Origin of the sequence: Pedobacter sp. B4-66 (genome assembly GCF_018492665.1) — a bacterium.
Lineage (GTDB): Bacteria > Bacteroidota > Bacteroidia > Sphingobacteriales > Sphingobacteriaceae > Pedobacter.
Map to the genome: position 1 here is coordinate 1 of NZ_JAFVME010000001.1, position 15,190 is coordinate 15,190.

Consider the following 15,190-nt stretch of genomic DNA (forward strand, 5'->3'; position numbering starts at 1 on the left):
TGTCAAAGGGTCCGCGGGTTCGAATCCCCCACTCTCCGCCACTATGGTATCAAAACCAAGAAAAAGCCTGCAAATCGTAAGATAGCAGGCTTTTTCATTTTAGTAGTAACCCAAAACTCTCATTAATTCCCATAAGATTGGTGAGTGATTCGGTGAGTAAATTTTGAACAGATAAAGACTCACCAGATTTTCAATATCAATTTGATAATGAACCGGTTACTACTCTAAACATCTTGATTTCAACTAACTGCAAAGCTAGATTTGTTTACTTTTTAATGTTTAACATTATGAAAATCAATTTCAGCTTGCTCTTCTATATGAAGAAGCCAAAAAATTATCAAAGAGGCGTTGCCCCTATCTATCTTCGCATTACGGTGAATGGTAACAGATCAGAAGTGACCACCGGACGTAGTTGTGAACCCTCCAGATGGAATGCTCGTGTAGGCAGGGCAAATGGTAGTAAAGAAGAAATCAAGACACTGAATACCTTCTTAGATCATTTACAGATCAAAGTTTATGAAGCCCACGGTCTTTTAATGGAAGCGGATGAAATGATTACTGCCGAAACGCTGCGTAATAAATTCCAGGGTAAAACAGAGAAGTGTATGACCTTAATTGAAGTCTTTAAAGATCATAACCTGAAAATGGAATCATTGATTGGAAGTGAATTTAAGAAAGGAACGGCGGAGCGTTACCGCACTTCATTAAAACACACAATAGATTTCTTAACGTGGAAATACGACCTCATAGATATTGAAATCAAAAAAGTAGACTATACTTTCATTTCTGAGTATGACTATTACCTGCGTTCTGTCCGTAAATGCGCAAACAACTCTGCTGTAAAGTACCTGAAGAACTTTGGCAAGATTATCCGAATTTGCCTTTCCAATGGCTGGTTAAACATTGATCCGTTCTTAAACTACAAACCTAAAATCAAAAAAGTAGATCGGGTTTATCTCAATACTGAAGAGATTTTGTTGATGACCAATAAAAAGATGGCAACTGAAAGGCTTACCCATGTAAGAGATATCTTTTTGTTTTGCTGTTATACTGGACTATCATATATAGATGTTAAAAATCTAAGGGGGATAGACATTGTAAATGGCATAGATGGCGAGAAGTGGATTTCCATAAAAAGAGAGAAAACCAACACCCCTGCACGCATCCCTTTATTACCAATGGCCTCTGCCCTATTAAATCGGTATCAGGAAAACCGGATCTGCTTAAATACCGGAATGTTGTTTCCTGTTTTAAGCAATCAGAAGATGAACAGTTATCTAAAGGAAATAGCTGACTTCTGCGGTATAGACAAACCCATAACCTTTCATATTGCTCGGCATACATTTGCAACAACCGTTACTCTATTGAATGGGATTCCTATAGAAAGTGTTTCAAAAATGCTCGGACATACAAATATCCAGACTACTCAACACTATGCAAAAATCCTGGATATTAAGGTTGGTGCTGATATGGCGCTGCTGAAAAAGAAATATGCAGCGATTTAATCTGTTAGGCTACACAATATTTAAGGCTTCTTAACGTCTTTATATATGAGAGCGTTAATTTATAAAGCGGGAATGGTCGGAGATCATTTCCGCTTTGTTATTTTACCTGCATAGATTGTAGGTTTCTATTTTAAGAATGGATGATATTTCAATTGTTCATCATAATCATTCTGGTTGAGAAATGGCCAAATATCAAAATTACCAAGGTTTTGAAATTCCAAGAAATGCTTTTTCTTGTTGTTTCCTTATGTCTCGGTAGTACTGACCAAGAGAAAGAATAGTCAAGAGAACTTCCCCCAATGAAAATTTGAATAAGGGACTGTTAGTGTCAAAATATGGCCATTCATATTCTTTATCACCCCGAAGGAACAATATACAACGGGCGATTACTTTCAAGCTCTGTTCTGGTAATTTGTCCGCCCCTCTTAATCTATGATTTCTCGTATCATCGTATAATCCCCAGCAGAGTTCAAGCATAGGTTGAATTATTTTATCGTCAAATTTGGCCTCTTTCGATTTATAGTATTGCTCCGGCAGCCAGCCATTCGTAACGTCATCCATAAGATTATCTTCAAAATCATCATTTGAAATAAGCCCAACGGAGAGATGTCGTAAATGAAGGGCGAGCTTTCTTCTTCTTTCTATGTCAAGCATAATAGATTAATTATACAAATGGCTAAGCTAAGGACTGATCAGTAAAAAATCTTTCATGGAGCACCTCAGAATCTCAGCGATCTTGTTTAAATGGTTCAGATATAATTTATCAAGTGTTTTATTTAATGCCTTTAACACGTTTATAAAGCCATGAAGCCAAACGTTTGAATGGCTTCTCCATTGTTTCTTGATATTGAAATACAACTTTATTTCTAACAACCATTTTGTATTTGCCAATAGGTTTGTGATCACACTCATCTTCTAACCCCATTTCATAGAGCCGCTTCAAGATTACCTCATCTTTTCCCCCATATCTGATTCCTGAAATACAGGAAACTGACAGGGCATTTATGGCTCTGTCAAGTTCTTCCGGTGTTTGGGGTTGCTTCTTAAAATAGCAATGTCCATACTCAAGCTTTGAATGCTCAATTAAGTCCGGAGCTTCTGCCTCTGGAGCTCCGCATGCAGTACAAACTTGATTCTCAACGTAAAAGTCTCCATAGGAGTTCTCTGGATATCTGTTCAACTGCCCTAAACTACAATTATTCGTTACCGAGGTCTTCATAATCCTCATTGAAAAACTCACTCAGGCTCACACCGAAGCAATTTAAAATATTGATCAATGTGCCAATAGTTATATTGGCGCTTCCAGCCTCATACTTACCATACTGAGAACGATTCAAGTTATTTTCATAAGAAAACGTATCTGGACTTGTGTAACCTTTGGATTTACGAAGGCTTTTAAGCCTTAAGCCTATTTTCTTTAGCTCTTTTTCACTTGTTAAAAGATTCTTGTTTGCCATGAAATAAAGTAAAGAAAATACTCCATTTTAATACACTCCATAAAAAGAGTATTTTTATTTGGAGTATACACGTTATATCCTTATCTTAGAGTATTAAATAATTATATATGCGATAATAAACAGTTATTAAGACATTAAGGGTCTTGCGGTTGCATTTCTGAAGCCGTAACGCAAGACAGCAGAATACCAAGCCTATTTACTAATATGCTATATTTGCATATTCCTAAAATAGGTGCGGGACTGCTGTACACTCGTGTTACGTAAGGCTTCAGAAACTTTTATGCAACCACGAGATGCAGTTCCGCACCTATTTCTGCATCTCCAGGGCTCAGTTAATTTTCAAAATTATGAGCAACAAAAGAAACCTTCGGTACAATCAGCTTACTGATAAGCAGATCTTAAACCCTCACACCTTCATTGCGGACTTTTGCAGATATGAAATTGACATAGAAGCCTTCCGCACACAAATCCACGACCTGATTCGCTCTGCGTGCAGCACCCTACAACACGGTAAAAGCGAAGAGTATTTTTATAATTACAGATGTTTACTTAAACTTTTAGAAGCCGGACACATCTTCTTTTGTAAGGGTACAAAGTTCTCACTTCACTGTGCTTCTTCCAATGCCTCACCTTGTGCAAAAGACCTCACTCGCTATTACAACGTATTAATAAGTACCCATTTTAAAAGTCTTTCTCAGGAAGAGATTAAAAACACTCATTGCTTTTTTAAAGATTTTTTCAGTTTTCTAAGCCTGAACGAATGGCGGTTAATGTTGAGCCGGATTGTAGAATATGCCTATCGTCAGACGACCATTGATGAAGTCATTGAGGATGGAAGTGCTTTGGTACTTGTTAAAGAATATCTGGAAAAGCTGATAGAGGTCATTTATCTGATTGACATTACGCAAACAGTACTCTATGTAAGCAATACCACCACCGTAAACTAAAGTCTTTTACACCCTTAAACTAATGTTATGAACGAACAGATTAGCAAATACAGGATCAATGAATATTTGTACAACCTAAACGTATGGCAATACCGCAAAGCAATACAACTTCTTCCAAAACTATTGGGTGTTTCCTTAAACACATTTCACAATTACCGGAAAATCCTGATAAATGATGTTCAGGATATTCCTTACGAAAAAGTAGTCATCATGGAACAATTATTTGACTTTGAGCCGGGAACACTGGCGAGCCAAAATCCGGAAGCCCGAAGTTTAAAAGAACTCCTCCATTGAGTGTTAAGCTTCCTACCGCCTGTTAGAGCAGAGGCCTTTTCCGTAAACACCAGAGCAAAATCCCAATTGGGCAATGAGCGTAAGGGATTTTGCAGGCCGAAAATGCGCGTGGGGCAAAACTGCCCTTGTAAAATCCACTACCATTACCGACTAAGCCCTTGGTCTTGGCCGTGATCCTGATTTCGACCTTTCCGTTTTTTTCTTCTTCTTTTTTCGGCTTCCTCCACCGGGTTTATGTCTAATCCGGGACTATACACTGGCTCCATCAGAATCTCAAAGAAATCGGAAGCTGTCCTACCTATGCTTTGAAACATATCGGCTGTAGAATGGAAAAGACCTGCTGCCACCTCTTTTGCAAAATCATTCGCGATGGATTTGGAGTGATAATTTCGTTCTGCACCAAATTCCAATGCACACAACTGCTCTTTTTGTTTTAGATCTCCATTCTTATGGATATTGGCATAAGCCATGGTATCTTTTAGTTGTCTGTCGAAATGAAAGAATTGATCAAAAACAGTTTCACCGGATTGCTTAAAAGCTACACGGTGAAATTGTCCTAGTTTTTTGGAATGTCCTTCGTTCTTTCCTTTAGAATTGTTCATGGGACTCAGTTTAATCTTATTGGTAGCATCCTTACGGCTTACTATAATCTGGATGTGCATCTGCTCACCTTCTTTACGTTCTCCACGCTTTTTAACGCCCTCTAAGACTTCTTTATCTTTATAACCATAGTAACGGTAATTTTCTACCTTACCGAACCACATGAGATCTTTAGCGCTGTCAATTCCCGTACGTTTAAAATTCCGGGCATATTCATCCATTACTTTTTCTGCGTACCTTTTCAATTGATCCTTAACACCTACTGCTCCAAACCGCTCTTTCAGGAAGTTTAGTTCCTTTTGACTTGGGCTGATATTGATCAGAAAGAATTTAGCATCAGTTTTACAGAGCCTGGCAATATTACCATCAATAGCCCTCCTGACTTCAAAAGATTCAATATGCTGGCTGTTGTGATTAAACCAGTACTCAGGTTCTTGCTTATTGTACAGCCTGTTTTCTTTTTCAAGATAACTGACAAGTTCACTACTGCCACCTTTATTATTTGCGGTTTCACTATCGGTAATATTAATATACATATTACAGCCTAGCAATTTGTTTCCGGGTATTATCAATCAGCACCTCTTTATCTTTGCCGGAAGTCATCAACCCGAATGACTCCCTTAGTTTAATATAAGTATCCAGAATACTCAGAAACTTTACTTTTAGTTTTTCCTTCTCATCCATCCTATCACTAATCCCTTTAATAAATTCCTGAATTCTGGCTAGACTTAATCCTTGCTGATTCTGATTTTTTAGTACGTCATTGTTGTATTGCAATACTTGACTGTTGAAACAGCTTACTATTGTCTTTTGAGACTCTACAACTCTGGCTACATCCCGTTTAATGGGAATGAGCAGTTCTGCTTCCTGGGTTCTAATAAACCCGATGTACTCTTTCTGTCCTTTTAATATGGAGTTTTTCAAAAGCTCGTCGTTTAGGTCTGTAGGATCTTTCTTGCTTCGATAGAAATAATCAACCATCTGCGTAAAGACCAAACGCTTAGACCTGCCTAGTTTCAAGGCAACCTTTTCAAACTTGATGGCATCTGATGCCGAATATTTTACTGTTCTTAAACTCTCCTGCATATCAGTATATCTTTATAGCTATATCATTGTATAGCTGTATAATCAGTTATATTGCACCGTCCTTGGGGATCGATTTTCTTTTCCTAAAGTACTTTCAGCACACTAAAGAACCCCTGGAGGGTTCTTTAAACACCGTTTGCAATGCATACGGCAAGCAAGTAGGGCCACTGCCCAACTTCCGCTTGCTCCTTTTCCCGAAGAAGGAAAAGGACATAACCTGCAAGAAGCTTACCCTTCATGATCAAGATCATTTAACAAAGTGATCTGACTGGCCAAAGTTGGATGATAAGATGGCCGGTAATCTATGTAACCATTACTAACCAGGTCTTTCAAGCACCTGTGGTAAGTAGCAAAAGAATGAATCGCTGAGTGCTTCATTAATTCCTTTCTTGAAACCCGGAAAGGATTTTGACAGAGACCTTTAGTATAGCACATGAGTATGGCAGAATAAAGGCTAAAGTGTGATTGATGGAAACGATTGTTTTTACTGGCCAGCTTTAGAAAACTGGTGAGTTGTTTTCCTGTATCCATCATGAGTTCCCGATTTCGCCTAACAACTGAACAATATCCGTGTACGCATAATAGAATATACCACCCACCTTTTCATACCGCAGTATTCCTTTAATGCGCAAGTTTTGAAGTGTGCCGGATGAAATCTTTAGCAGATCTCTGACTTCGGAACTGCGAAGCCATTGTTTGGGTTGCACATCCTCTGATTTGATGGCTTGTTTAATTTCCTGAATAAGTTCGGTCTTGAACTTTAACAGTTCTTCTCTTGTTAGAATCTCGATTTGCATATTACCTCCGTATTAAGTTTACGAAGCAAATGTGGAGTATAAAGTATCCGAAACCATGACCACAGGTTTAGCATGGTCATGTGCAAAGCTTGAACCGGTTATTTTTTTATTCCTTTTACAGGTACAATTTTGAAAAGCTTACGCTCTAATTGAATGGAAGTTCCTTTTACAGGCTCATCGCCTTTTTTTCTCACGTAATAATTACGCAAAGTTTCAACGGGTATTTCATTACCTCCATGAGAGAAATACTTACTGATCATTCTGGGATAAGCAACTTGGTGATCGTATTTTAAAAGATTTCCACCATCGGGCACTTCCAATTTTTCTACTTGTTTGAATAGATCAATTAACGTAGCTAGATAACCTTCCTTAATCCAGATCTTCTGAGAGACTTCATATATCTTAATTTTATCCCATCGGGCTTGAAGCTCTTCAATCTCCTTCTTTTGCTTTCGGATAATTTCTTCCTTTTCTGAAATAACAAGATGAGCTGGTCTGGCATTCCATTCATCTATGCTATTTAGATATTTTTGAAATTTCTGTAATTTTTCAATCCTAAATATATGTCTATCGTGATAACTTGAAAAAGGATCTTCCGCTTTCAGTTTTCTAATTCTATTCTCAACAATCCCCCATACTTTACATAAGAAAGCCTCTTCACTACATCTCCTATTCTCTAGTGCATAAACCAGATGATATTTATAGAACTTTTCAAAATGATCTTCATCTATCTCAACCAATTTGTTCAAAAAATGATTATCCTCATATTTCTGCCATGATCCAATCGCATGACCAATATCATAATGATGAGGTGACAAATCTAATCGCTTTCTGGCTTTAAAGTAATTCACTATCATATCACAATAAAAATACTACTAATTATGCAACAAAAAAGACATCATTTTTTACATTTTAATGATTTTATGTTAAAAATAAAAAATTTACGCCATTAAAAGATATTAGAAAGTCGTTCATTTATAAATTTCAAAAAAAGGCAATGTTGTTATATTTTTTTTTCAATAACATCCATAACATCATACAGTTTTTCATAATCAGTATTCCTTGGTACTCGACCATCCTCATGAACACCAATAAAACCTAATGCTTTCCAGACTTTATCGTATAGTTTATTGTTTTAAATGGCTTGCTATAATACAATTATTTTTCAGGTTTCCCAATATATTTACCCCAGCCATTTGGCACTATATTCTCTTTACGCATCCATATCAAAGCATTGTCCAATCTGTCTGTATATTTTGCTTTTTGACAATCCCAGTCTAAGAAATCTTGTTTCAAATCTTCATCTGTAAAGCTTAGTTTATTTATTAACCGATTGTTCCAAACTGCATATAGAGTGGAAATTATTTCACAGTGATCAAGGGATGCTCTTTCAAACTTTGACAAAAGACTATTAACACGAATTACTTCTTCTTTAAAATTGATATTAAATGTTTGATTCAATTCAGTCGCTGAACTTAGGGGGATGTATGAAACTTTGTGATTATCAGTTGATGATTGTTTGATTTGATAAAACCTAAAACGTTTCAAATCAGTTTCTATGGTTTTAATCAAATATTCATCATGTGGACCAGCAACCTTTTGGATAAAGTTTGAACCTAAATCTATTTTACAATGGTATTCTGTTAAATGAAGTAATTTTTGAAACTTAACCCGCCCAAAATATTCATCATTATTTTTATTGATGATATAACCGGCTAAAATCGTCTTTTCAGGATTATTGCAATATTTAGTTTTAATCTCGGCATTCTCAGCTTTTGATACCAAAGCCTCTTTTAAAACCTGCTGTAATAATTGCTTATTCTCTAGTTGGCTTTGTTTAATACTGGCCTCTAAATCATCACAAGTCTTCAATAGCTTATCAAGATTTTCAACGATTTTGCGTTGAGTCGATAAAGGTGGTAAAGGCAACTTTATATTTTGGGCCTGAGTTACCGATATATTTGCCTGTCCGGCTACTCCTTTGGTATCTATTGAGTTTATAGCACTCATTTCATTTAAATACCAAAAAATAAACCAGTTCATTTCTTTGTACAAGGGCCTTATCAATACCGCAGCTTGATTAAAATTACATTCACCTAAGTCTTTTGGTATAACCGCTATTTTTCCTAGCGGTGGTCCAACAATGTTCATAATCACATCACCAGGAAATGCTCTACATCTTTTAAGCTGTCCATTATGTACTTCTTCTTTAATGTACTGTGGCTTAAATAAAAAATCGATCTTTTGATTTCTCAAATTATACATTTTCAGATATGGTATGCCACTTTCTACAAACGCATCTTTTGATGGAGTACTACCACTAGTTATATATGCTACCTCTCCCAGTCTACACCATATCCAATTCGCTGGTATTTCAAATGGTATTTCTTCTTGTTTTATTGTTGGCAGCTCTTTTTCTTTCTTTGATTTCTTATCCCTTATTAACTGTACTTTTTCATTTTTTATTCTTTCTAGAAATTGTTGCCCTGTTTCTTTGTCCTTGAAAAGCTCAGGCTCACAAAGCTTACCTTGCATGGCTTCAGATAAAAAAGCCTGGCGAAGTTGTTTAATGACATATAGTTGGGACGATAATTCTAAATCTAGATCAACGCTATATGATTGTAGCTCAATAAACTTATTTTTAATCTCTACCTGTTTATCAATATCAAAATATGGAAGTTTGTAATTTCCAAATGATTTTAAGCCAATAGCCTCTTTTGATGTTCCAGCTTTAGTATTTTTGACTATATCATCTTTAAGCTGATTGAATATCAAATGATAAAATTTCAAATCGACCGGAAAGTTTATTGGATTTTTTGGTGTAAGGATAAAACATAAATCACTCGAAATAAATCTACCATCCACATAATGTGTCCTACCAAGAGACCCAGAAGCTGCTGCTGCAAAAATCAATGCCTCACAATCATGAGTATATTCATTGTGGGTCTTCCAGATGGCAGAAGCAGTTATGAAATCAAATTTACCATCGGTACTTTTGGAGCTTTGTAATATTCCTTTTTCAACTACGAATAATTCTTGAATTTTTAGTAAACTCATTATTTAACTACCTCCCTCAAAACCTTTAACAAAGCGTTACTTTTCTCAAAAGAATGATTTAGCATCTCGATCAATTCATCACTGCCATAATTATGACTTTCTTTTACTTTAGTTGGATTCTTAATATCCAAATCATAATTACGCTCTATGATAGTCCTAACATTCACCTTCCAAGCGATTTCATTTTCTTCACGATTGCTCCACCAAGTTTTAATAGGGTCAAATTCTTTAATTTGTATGGCTTTGGTTTTGCTGTAAGATTTTTGTCCTTCAGGTAATCGATGTTCATAATACCAAACTTCTTTAGTTGGTGTACCTTTATCAAAAAACAATAAGTTGGTCGCTACAGTTGCATACGGCTGAAAAACAGAGTTAGGCAAACGAATAATGGTATGTAAATTACATTCTTCTAACAACTTTTTCCGCACTCGCTGCTTTACTCCATCTCCTGTCAAAGAACCATCTGGCAACACAATACCAGCTCTCCCGTTTTGTTTCAGCAAGTGAATCATTAAAATCAAAAACAAATCAGCGCTTTCTTTTGTACGGAAATTCTGTGGAAAATTATTTTCATTATTATTGGCGACAATACCCCCAAAAGGCGGATTTGCCAAAATTACATTTATTCGATCTTTCTCCTTGTATTCGCTTAAAGGTCGGTCTAGACTATCACGATAGGTAATATTGGGTAATTCTATATCATGTAATATCAAATTGGTGGTGGCCAATAAATATGGCAAGGGCTTATATTCCCAACCTATAACGTTTTCCTGTATTTGATTACGTTCTTCTACATTATTAACTTGTTTGGTTAAATGCTCAATGGCACAAGTTAGATAGCCCGCAGTGCCACATGCTGGGTCTAGAATTTTCTCGCCTAGCTTAGGGTCTATTATGTCTGTAATAAACTGGGTAATTGCTCTAGGTGTATAAAACTCACCACTTTTACCTGCGCTTTGCAGTTCTTTTAAAATACTTTCATAAATATCTCCAAAGGCATGACGGTCTTTAGCTTTGTTAAAGTCTATTTCATTAAGTTTATTCAGTACCTTACGTATATTGGTACCACTCTTCATGTAATTATTATTGCCATCAAAGACTTCACGTACCAAAATAGATCGCTTATTTCCTGTGCTGATATCGATATTTCGTAACGCAGTAAATAACTGCCGATCAACAAACTCCTGCAGCTCTTCTCCTGTAATACCCTCGTCATTTGCAGCCCAATTATCCCAATGGTATTGTTCTGGAATCGGGGAAATATAGCCATCGCTCAGTAATTGTAATTCTTTATCCTTATCACAAAATATTTTAAGAAATAGCATCCACCCCAACTGCTCTACTCTTTGTGCATCGCCATTAAGCCCATTATCTTGCCACATTATCTGACGTATGCTACTTATTACTCCTGAAATATTATTCATTTATTGTTGTTGTAATTTCATTAAATTAATTGGTTCAGCTAAAACCTTTACACCTTGAGTTGAATTACCTGTTGTGAATATGCTATGCCAATATTGGTAATTTTGTTTCCCACCAAAAACAGAAACTGCAAGTGAGTTATTTTTCCATAAGGGCAGATTACTTAAATTCACTATTGAATTGGTTATTATTTGCCACAACACATCGCTAAATTCATTTTGAAATAACTTCTTATCGTCTATTGGAATACCTAATGAAATAAAGTGATTTTGAATTATTTGACCAATAAATTTTAACCAGTTATGCAAAATTTCTTCCTTAACCATCCTATATGCCCTGACATGATCTAATGGAAGATTTTCTCCATTCTGAATTCTATTCTCTATTTTAAATGTTCCTAATTCAAGATCAAATTTCCCAATAAACAACTCTTCAGCAATTATGCTCATCAAACGTACTATTTGCTCTGTTTCTAAACTTCTTGGGTTTTTCCCATCCTCCAATTTATACGATATAGGTGTATCTAATAAATCTTGATAAATAAAAAACGGGTAGAATGTTTTCTCAATTGTACTATAAGATAATGGCTTTTCTTTTGCTCTGCCACCCATGTCTACAAATTCAATAAGTTTATTTTCGGCATGTCTTGTTATTGCATCCCTTACTGAATCTAGAATATAACGTTTTAATTCTCTTGATTCACCTTTAAAATAACTTACCAATTGCCTCTCAGAAAAATCAAAATTATCCTTTTCTAATTTTAGCTCTTCCTGATAACGAGTCACTCTATCCCAATACAAGGTATTTCCTAAATGTCGTTGAACTGACTTATCAAATGCGACCTGTCTTAAAGTTGTACCAGCTCTAAAATTTGTGAGTATTAGTTTGTCTCTGTCAGGATTTATAAAGACCCTAACAGGTATATTTAGTGTATTTAATAAGATTTGAGCAGCAGCCTTATGTTGTCCATCAAATATTTTTATTTCTGCTTCATTCTCCTCCTCAATATCAACCCATCCTAAAGAAACGTGTAATTGCGGATTACCGGAGTAAAACTCATCTACAAGCTTATTAATATTTGATCCTATTGCTCTAGGATTTATAATGTTATCGTGATGTAAATATTGAATGGGGAAAACTGCAAAGAAATATTTTAAACCGCTTAATTTATCAATATAGACATCTTGTGAAATTATTTCAGTTCTTCCAAGTGAAGAAAATGAATAACTTACCTTATCTTCTTTTAACTTGAATCTAATTTTATAGACTGCGCCTCCCTGTAACTTTAGTATATCATCTAAATTTGGACTTCGGTCTTCTTTCTTTTTAAGATTCTCCTGTATTTTACTGAACGCATGGAGTATGCGTGCCAAATTCAAATCCGAAGCCTGCTTAGACCTATTAGCACTTGAAAAAGTAAGTGCAAAATTTGAGGGGTCATCCTTTCCATCCAATTTTGACGGTATTACATGATCAATATCTAGGTCTGAAATATGCAATTGTAAATCAATTGGCTCATTTGTTATGAAACATTTACCTTGCTGAATATCCCAAAGCTTTTCAACCAAAGCTATTCTTTCTGACGGATTGAGATTGTTTAAATAGATTGATGACATCCTATGCTATCTGATATAATTTACTTTCTAATTCTTTTACGGCTCTGAGGTAGTTTGTCTTACCTCCAAAACTTTCGATAATTTCAATTGCCGATCCAAAAGAGGCAACGGGATTTACTTTTAACACCTCCATGGTTTCTATGTTCTCTATTCCCTCATCTGCATACTTATCTAAAAGTGCATCCAGCACTTTTTTTGCTTGCTCACCATATTTAGTAAAGTAATTTCTCTTTTTCACGTTTTTAGCTCTCTCTTTCCGAGATAAAGGTATTTGATCAAATGCCACATGACATATAATGTCAAAAAGATCACAATCTCTATTCACAGCATCTACCAAAGCGTCAACTGGTATACCTTGTTCATCAAGTTCCTTTATTAATGCTTGTTTTTTATCTGCAGAATTCCAAACGCTTAAAAAATCTTCTAAACTAGGAAACTTATTTTTAATTAACTCTCTAGAATAATCTTGCAAATTTACAATAATTGGCTTACCATCTTTATTAAAATGCAACTCTCTTGAAATTAACACAGAAACATCAACACCGTTAATAACTATTTTTTCCAACCTATTTTTATCAAAAACGGTATCTGCTTTTCTTAATTCATCCTTTTCAATAGCAGTTAACTGATCAGTTATATCTTCACCTGTAACATCATCAATGATAGCTTTCTCATCTTTTTCTTCTTCATCGATAATGTCGGTTAAATCTTCATCTTGTGGCAAAGGTTTAACACGAATTGGATCACCATCAAAATCCTTGTCGGCAAATTTATCTGTTGCATTTCTGAAGTCAATAATAGTGAAATAAAGTTTACCATGATCTTCATCAATTCTAGTACCTCTTCCTATGATCTGTTTGAATTTGGTCATTGAGCCAATCTCGGTATCCAAAACGATAACCTTACAGGTTTTGGCATCGACACCAGTTGTCATTAATTCAGATGTAGTTGCGATAACCGGATAGATAGATTCGGGGTCAATGAAATTATCTAATTCTCTTTTACCCTCATCGTTGTCGCCAGTTATCCTCATAATGTATTTATGATTCTTAGCGACGAAATCACTATTCTTATTTGCTAAAGCAGACCGCATTCGTTCAGCATGATCTATATCTCTACAAAAAACGATAGTTTTAGCAAAACGATCGTATCCCTTTAGAAATTCAGTTATTTTAGTTGCTACAACATCTGTACGCTCTTGTATAACCATTGTTCTATCGAAATCTTTTCTATTATATATTCTATCTTCAATTTCGTTACCATAAACATCTCGCTTCCCTAATTCAGGCCTATATCCTTCTAAATCAATATTTAAACCAACCCTTACAACTCTATAAGGTGCCAAAAAACCATCATCTATACCTTGTTTCAGACTATAAGTATAAATAGGTTCATTAAAGTATTCACTGTTACTCACCGTATCACTTTCTTTCGGTGTGGCAGTTAGCCCAATTTGAGTTGCCTTATTAAAATATTTTAACACCTCTCGCCAAGCACTGTCTTCTCTAGCACTACCACGATGACATTCATCAATTATAATTAAATCAAAAAACTCATGGGTAAACTGTTTGAAAATATTTTTCTCTTCCTCCGTCCCTGTTATTCCTTGATAGATGGCTAAATAGATTTCATAGCTTTTATCAACTTGGCGTTTTTGGATAACAGTCATTTTATCTTTGAAATGCTTAAAATCCCCCCTTTTCGTTTGGTCTATTAAAGAATTCCGATCTGCCAAGAAAAGAATTCGCTTTTTCGTTTTAGACTTCCACAAACGATAAGCTATTTGAAATGCTGTATAGGTTTTCCCAGTGCCAGTAGCCATCACTAAAAGAATACGGTCTTTACCCGCAGCAATAGCTTCTAGAGTTCTGTTTACAGCATTTTGCTGATAATATCTTGGTCTCCTCCCGGAACCGTCAAAGAAATAATCTTGCTCGATGATTTGTTCGGCTCTTTCTGTAATTATCCCTTTATATTCTTTGTATTTCTGCCACAATTCTTCAGGAGAAGGAAATTCATCTAGTGATAGTTCACTCTCTATCAGAGCAATACTTGTTTTATCATGAAATAAAAAACCATCACCATTTGAGCTAAATACGAAAGGAATATCTAAAATCTGCGCATAATCCAACGCTTGTTGCATCCCAGAACCAACAGAATGTTTGTTATCCTTAGCTTCAATAATTGCAATAGGAATATTAGGTTTGTAATAAAGAATGTAATCAGCACGCTTACGAATACCACGAGTTGTTAATCTACCTTTTACATATATTTTTCCATCAGTGAACGAAACTTCTTCCAAATACTGGGTAAGCTTATTCCATCCTGCATTTTCTAAAGCTGGCGAAATAAACTTTGTGCAAATATCACGTTCTGAGAGCGTTTTCTTGTTCATTACTAAAAGTTACC

The 15,190-nt window shown here is 35.5% G+C and carries 16 protein-coding genes; 3 read left to right on the top strand and 13 right to left on the bottom strand.

Translation table 11 applies throughout. The annotated features are described in order from the left end of the window. The first annotated feature begins 287 nt into the window (after positions 1-287). The gene (locus tag J1905_RS00005) at positions 288-1,505 is read left to right on the top strand and encodes a site-specific integrase (protein ID WP_214225039.1); all 1,218 of its coding nucleotides are present in this window, start codon (positions 288-290) and stop codon (positions 1,503-1,505) included. Between the two features lie 198 nt (positions 1,506-1,703). On the opposite strand, the gene J1905_RS00010 is transcribed toward J1905_RS00005, so the two are convergent. Genes J1905_RS00010 through J1905_RS00020 form a run of 4 tightly spaced genes read right to left on the bottom strand, consistent with a single transcriptional unit; the run spans position 1,704 to position 2,962 of the window. After that, positions 1,704-2,159, bottom strand: a complete 456-nt coding sequence (locus J1905_RS00010) for a hypothetical protein (protein WP_214225040.1) — start codon at positions 2,157-2,159, stop codon at positions 1,704-1,706. Between the two features lie 27 nt (positions 2,160-2,186). Continuing rightward, a complete protein-coding gene (locus tag J1905_RS23880) occupies positions 2,187-2,297 on the bottom strand; it encodes a helix-turn-helix domain-containing protein (RefSeq protein WP_410522654.1) in 111 nt (36 codons plus the stop codon). Then, positions 2,278-2,724 carry a ferredoxin gene (locus J1905_RS00015; protein WP_214225041.1) on the bottom strand — a complete coding sequence of 149 codons (447 nt, stop codon included), beginning with the start codon at positions 2,722-2,724 and terminating at the stop codon, positions 2,278-2,280. The genes J1905_RS23880 and J1905_RS00015 overlap by 20 nt, the downstream gene beginning before the upstream one ends. Next, the gene (locus tag J1905_RS00020) at positions 2,702-2,962 is read right to left on the bottom strand and encodes a helix-turn-helix domain-containing protein (protein ID WP_214225042.1); all 261 of its coding nucleotides are present in this window, start codon (positions 2,960-2,962) and stop codon (positions 2,702-2,704) included. The genes J1905_RS00015 and J1905_RS00020 overlap by 23 nt, the downstream gene beginning before the upstream one ends. A gap of 347 nt (positions 2,963-3,309) precedes the next feature. On the opposite strand from J1905_RS00020, the gene J1905_RS00025 reads away from it, so the two are divergent. Further along, positions 3,310-3,909, top strand: coding sequence for a hypothetical protein (locus J1905_RS00025; RefSeq protein WP_214225043.1), 600 nt, complete (start codon positions 3,310-3,312; stop codon positions 3,907-3,909). 27 nt (positions 3,910-3,936) lie between these two features. Next, positions 3,937-4,203 (top strand): hypothetical protein, encoded by a 267-nt coding sequence (locus J1905_RS00030; protein WP_073235979.1) that lies wholly within the window; start codon positions 3,937-3,939, stop codon positions 4,201-4,203. A 143-nt stretch (positions 4,204-4,346) separates the two neighbouring features. On the opposite strand, the gene J1905_RS00035 is transcribed toward J1905_RS00030, so the two are convergent. The 9 genes from J1905_RS00035 to hsdR all read right to left on the bottom strand — a co-directional run bounded on the left by J1905_RS00035 (position 4,347) and on the right by hsdR (position 15,176). Next, positions 4,347-5,339, bottom strand: coding sequence for a DUF5712 family protein (locus J1905_RS00035; protein WP_214225044.1), 993 nt, complete (start codon positions 5,337-5,339; stop codon positions 4,347-4,349). A gap of 1 nt (position 5,340) precedes the next feature. Beyond that, positions 5,341-5,889: a BfmA/BtgA family mobilization protein gene (locus J1905_RS00040; RefSeq protein ID WP_214225045.1), complete on the bottom strand. Its 549-nt coding sequence runs from the start codon at positions 5,887-5,889 to the stop codon at positions 5,341-5,343. Positions 5,890-6,117: 228 nt separating this feature from the next. Further along, positions 6,118-6,423, bottom strand: a complete 306-nt coding sequence (locus J1905_RS00045) for a hypothetical protein (protein ID WP_214225046.1) — start codon at positions 6,421-6,423, stop codon at positions 6,118-6,120. After that, positions 6,420-6,686: a helix-turn-helix domain-containing protein gene (locus tag J1905_RS00050; RefSeq protein WP_214225047.1), complete on the bottom strand. Its 267-nt coding sequence runs from the start codon at positions 6,684-6,686 to the stop codon at positions 6,420-6,422. The genes J1905_RS00045 and J1905_RS00050 overlap by 4 nt, the downstream gene beginning before the upstream one ends. Positions 6,687-6,784: 98 nt before the next feature. Continuing rightward, positions 6,785-7,543 carry a hypothetical protein gene (locus J1905_RS00055; protein WP_214225048.1) on the bottom strand — a complete coding sequence of 253 codons (759 nt, stop codon included), beginning with the start codon at positions 7,541-7,543 and terminating at the stop codon, positions 6,785-6,787. A gap of 301 nt (positions 7,544-7,844) precedes the next feature. Then, complete coding sequence (locus J1905_RS00060; RefSeq protein WP_214225049.1) at positions 7,845-9,743, bottom strand: restriction endonuclease subunit S; 1,899 nt, start codon at positions 9,741-9,743, stop codon at positions 7,845-7,847. After that, complete coding sequence (locus tag J1905_RS00065) at positions 9,743-11,167, bottom strand: class I SAM-dependent DNA methyltransferase (protein ID WP_214225050.1); 1,425 nt, start codon at positions 11,165-11,167, stop codon at positions 9,743-9,745. Before J1905_RS00065 ends, J1905_RS00060 begins: the two co-directional genes overlap by 1 nt. Next, entirely contained in the window at positions 11,168-12,781 is a 1,614-nt protein-coding gene (locus tag J1905_RS00070) for an HNH endonuclease domain-containing protein (RefSeq protein ID WP_214225051.1), read from the bottom strand. A gap of 1 nt (position 12,782) precedes the next feature. Continuing rightward, positions 12,783-15,176 carry an EcoAI/FtnUII family type I restriction enzme subunit R gene (hsdR, locus tag J1905_RS00075; RefSeq protein ID WP_214225052.1) on the bottom strand — a complete coding sequence of 798 codons (2,394 nt, stop codon included), beginning with the start codon at positions 15,174-15,176 and terminating at the stop codon, positions 12,783-12,785. Positions 15,177-15,190: the final 14 nt, after the last annotated feature.

What these genes read in the sequence shown, in the direction of transcription:
- hsdR (WP_214225052.1), bottom strand. Translation starts at nt 15,176, where the DNA reads ATGAACAAGAAAACGCTCTCAGAACGTGATATTTGCACAAAGTTTATT.
- J1905_RS00040 (WP_214225045.1), bottom strand. Translation starts at nt 5,889, where the DNA reads ATGCAGGAGAGTTTAAGAACAGTAAAATATTCGGCATCAGATGCCATC.
- J1905_RS00025 (WP_214225043.1), top strand. Translation starts at nt 3,310, where the DNA reads ATGAGCAACAAAAGAAACCTTCGGTACAATCAGCTTACTGATAAGCAG.
- J1905_RS00020 (WP_214225042.1), bottom strand. Translation starts at nt 2,962, where the DNA reads ATGGCAAACAAGAATCTTTTAACAAGTGAAAAAGAGCTAAAGAAAATA.
- J1905_RS00035 (WP_214225044.1), bottom strand. Translation starts at nt 5,339, where the DNA reads ATGTATATTAATATTACCGATAGTGAAACCGCAAATAATAAAGGTGGC.
- J1905_RS00060 (WP_214225049.1), bottom strand. Translation starts at nt 9,743, where the DNA reads ATGAGTTTACTAAAAATTCAAGAATTATTCGTAGTTGAAAAAGGAATA.
- J1905_RS00070 (WP_214225051.1), bottom strand. Translation starts at nt 12,781, where the DNA reads ATGTCATCAATCTATTTAAACAATCTCAATCCGTCAGAAAGAATAGCT.
- J1905_RS00045 (WP_214225046.1), bottom strand. Translation starts at nt 6,423, where the DNA reads ATGATGGATACAGGAAAACAACTCACCAGTTTTCTAAAGCTGGCCAGT.
- J1905_RS00015 (WP_214225041.1), bottom strand. Translation starts at nt 2,724, where the DNA reads ATGAAGACCTCGGTAACGAATAATTGTAGTTTAGGGCAGTTGAACAGA.
- J1905_RS00050 (WP_214225047.1), bottom strand. Translation starts at nt 6,686, where the DNA reads ATGCAAATCGAGATTCTAACAAGAGAAGAACTGTTAAAGTTCAAGACC.
- J1905_RS00065 (WP_214225050.1), bottom strand. Translation starts at nt 11,167, where the DNA reads ATGAATAATATTTCAGGAGTAATAAGTAGCATACGTCAGATAATGTGG.
- J1905_RS00055 (WP_214225048.1), bottom strand. Translation starts at nt 7,543, where the DNA reads ATGATAGTGAATTACTTTAAAGCCAGAAAGCGATTAGATTTGTCACCT.
- J1905_RS00010 (WP_214225040.1), bottom strand. Translation starts at nt 2,159, where the DNA reads ATGCTTGACATAGAAAGAAGAAGAAAGCTCGCCCTTCATTTACGACAT.
- J1905_RS00005 (WP_214225039.1), top strand. Translation starts at nt 288, where the DNA reads ATGAAAATCAATTTCAGCTTGCTCTTCTATATGAAGAAGCCAAAAAAT.
- J1905_RS00030 (WP_073235979.1), top strand. Translation starts at nt 3,937, where the DNA reads ATGAACGAACAGATTAGCAAATACAGGATCAATGAATATTTGTACAAC.